The following is a 2,977-nucleotide window of genomic DNA, read 5'->3' on the forward strand; positions in this document are numbered from 1 at the left end:
GGTTGGGACTGGACTGGAACACAAAGAGGTGATGTCAATTCTCATCCTGTTTCTGCTGATTATGATGGCGATGGTGCTGCAGATTTAAGTGTTAAAACTGATGATGGAACTTGGCTCATTGACTACGCAAACAATGGATTCGATGGATGGGAATGGACTGGAACATTAAGAGGAGGGTCGGAAGCCCATCCTGTGCCGGCTGATTATGACGGTGATGGCTTGGCAGATCTAAGTGTTAAAACAGACGCTGGAACTTGGCTTATTGATTATGCCAAGAATGGATTTAACGGATGGGACTGGACTGGAACACAAAGAGGAGGAGGTAATGCGCATCCAGCTCCAGCTGACTATGATGGTGATGGCATGACAGATCTGAGTGTAAAAACTGATGATGGAAAATGGTACATTGACTATGCCTATAACGGTTTCGATGGTTGGGATTGGACAGGAACAGATAGAGGAGGCCTTGATACTTCAGTTGCTAGAAAAGCTGTGGCAAATAATATAGAGAACAAACTTTATCAAAACACACCTAATCCTTTTAATACTTCTACAACGATAGAATACTTTCTAGTTGACAGTACTAAAACTGCCGAAATAAATGTTTTCAACCAACAGGGAATACCTGTAAAAAAATATACTCTTGATAAAAAAGGAAAGGAAAGTATTAGATTAGAATCTTCCATGCTTCCTTCCGGAATCTATTATTATAATCTCATCGTTGATGGCCAACAATTGGACACTAAAAAAATGATCATACAATAACATGATTAAGTAAATAGGCTGCCTCGTACAGCCTATTTGCTTAAATTTACTGTTATAAATAATATAGAGTTCTCATAGTAAGATATTCAGCCAACTATATATATACCTAAAAATCAAAACATTACACTAACCCCTTGTTTTAAAATAATCTTTTATTCTTACATTATTAACATATAGTTATAAATTTGTATTTTATATCTATTGAATGAAAGAAATACTCATACGTCAGAAACAGGTTTTGTTTTTCATCATAGCAGGAGGACTCAGTGCTATTGTAGAAATTGGCAGCTTTAAGGTGTTCAGCACCTATCTTCCACAATTTCTTGCCAGAGAAACCAATTTCCATGGCATCCATTATCCCTTAAGTAATATTTTTTCTACCAGCTGTGGAATCATTACCAATTACTTTCTCAGCATCTGGTTTGTTTTTGAAAGAGGAAAACACTCCAAGAAAAGAGAGTTTGCTTATTTCATGGTAGTTTCCTTTATCTCCACTTTATTCAGCTTAGGTTTTTTCCAGATATTTTACAGCTTTGTATTTAAAGATAATATCAATTTAATTTTTTATACCTTAAGCCCTGAAATGATCAGTAAGATTGCTGCTATTCTGCTGGTTTCTATTCTCAATTATTCTGTAAAAAAGAAAGTAATTTTTAATGGTTAAACTGTGACAAAAATTTTAAATTATCTCTGGAGATTCTGGCTGCTGTTACTTGCATTTATCTTAACAGTTACGATGGGAATCCCTGTTTATATTTTATCATTCAATAAAAAGCATTATAAATATGCTTATAAATTTATAAGGATCTGGTGTTTCGGAATGTTCTACGGAATGGGGTTCAGATATGACCTCATAAAACTTTCTGAACAGAAGAAAGATAAAAACCAACAGTATGTTTTCATCTCGAACCACACTTCCATTATGGATATCATGCTTACCTGCATTCTTTTCCCGGATCATCCGGTTTGTTTTGTAGGAAAAAAAGAGCTTGTAAAGATTCCTATTTTTGGCACCATCTATAAAAGAATATGCGTCATGGTGGATAGAACCAGTGCAAAAAGCAGAGCAGATGTATACAGAAGGTGTGCTGAGAAAATGGAAGAAGGAAACAGCATTGCTATTTTTCCTGAAGGCGGGGTTCCTGATGATACCAGTATTATCCTTGACGAATTTAAGGATGGAGCATTTATGTTGTCTTCAAAATACCATTCTCCCATTGCTGTATACACCTTTATAGGCCTTAAAGAAATGTTTCCTTTTGACAGTTCTCAGGGCTACCCTGGAAGAGTAAAGGTCTATTTCAATGGAATTATACAACCTACAAATTCTCCAAAAGATTCAAAATCAGAAGCTTATCAAGAAATTAAAAAAACCTTATTGGAGTATTCTATTTAAAAGAAATAGTTATATTTGTTTGCGAAATTTTCAATAAAATATGTCAAAAACCAATCAGCCGACTAATTACCCGGCGCTGTACACACTTGTACTTGTATTTTTTTTCTGGGGTTTTATTGCTGCCGGCAATAGTATTTTCATCCCTTTCTGTAAAAACTATTTTTCTCTTGACCAATTTCAGTCTCAGTTAATAGATTTTGCATTTTATACCGCTTATTTCCTGGGAGCATTGCTGCTCTTCATATTCAGTACTATAAAAGGTACTGATATAATTGGTAAATGGGGATATAAAAAGAGTATTGTTTATGGGCTTCTGCTCTCTGCCGTTGGTGCAGCCATCATGATCATTGCCGTTAAAAGCAATGTATACTACGGGATGCTTATAGGGCTTTTTGTGGTTGCATTAGGGTTTTCGATTCAGCAGACTGCTGCCAATCCTTTTGCCGTTCTGCTGGGAGATCCTAAAACCGGAGCAAGCAGACAGAACCTTGCGGGTGGGATCAATTCCTTTGGAACCTCTATAGGACCCATTATTGTAGGACTGGCACTGTTCGGAACGACAGCTACTGTAGATGATGACCAGATTAAACATTTGGCTCTCGATAAAGTTATTTTACTGTACACAGCAGTGGGAGCTCTTTTCTTAATAGCTGCCGGAATTTTCTATTTTTCAAAGAAACTTCCTGACGGAATCTCTACAGAACCTATGGAAAAAGCAGGAAAAGCTAGAAAAACATTGGTTGTAATGACTATACTGGTCATTCTTTTCTTCATTCCTGTGTTCAGCAGCTACAATTCTGAAGAAGCTAAAAACAT

General features: G+C 36.2%; 4 protein-coding genes. All 4 read left to right on the top strand.

Annotation, left to right across the window (positions count from 1 at the left end; genetic code table 11):
• Nucleotides 1-765: T9SS type A sorting domain-containing protein (locus JML65_RS23710; RefSeq protein WP_202272608.1), on the top strand; the 765-nt coding region annotated here is incomplete at its 5' end.
• Between the two features lie 205 nt (nt 766-970).
• Nucleotides 971-1,429 (top strand): GtrA family protein, encoded by a 459-nt coding sequence (locus JML65_RS23715; RefSeq protein ID WP_202272610.1) that lies wholly within the window; start codon nt 971-973, stop codon nt 1,427-1,429.
• Between the two features lie 3 nt (nt 1,430-1,432).
• Entirely contained in the window at nt 1,433-2,161 is a 729-nt protein-coding gene (locus JML65_RS23720; RefSeq protein WP_202272612.1) for a lysophospholipid acyltransferase family protein, read from the top strand.
• 40 nt (nt 2,162-2,201) lie between these two features.
• Nucleotides 2,202-2,977 (top strand): MFS transporter (locus JML65_RS23725; protein ID WP_202272614.1); only part of this gene is annotated, 776 nt, incomplete at its 3' end.

This window comes from Chryseobacterium sp. KMC2, from assembly GCF_016756935.1.
Taxonomy (GTDB): domain Bacteria; phylum Bacteroidota; class Bacteroidia; order Flavobacteriales; family Weeksellaceae; genus Chryseobacterium; species Chryseobacterium rhizosphaerae.

What these genes read in the sequence shown, in the direction of transcription:
- JML65_RS23715 (WP_202272610.1), top strand. Translation starts at nt 971, where the DNA reads ATGAAAGAAATACTCATACGTCAGAAACAGGTTTTGTTTTTCATCATA.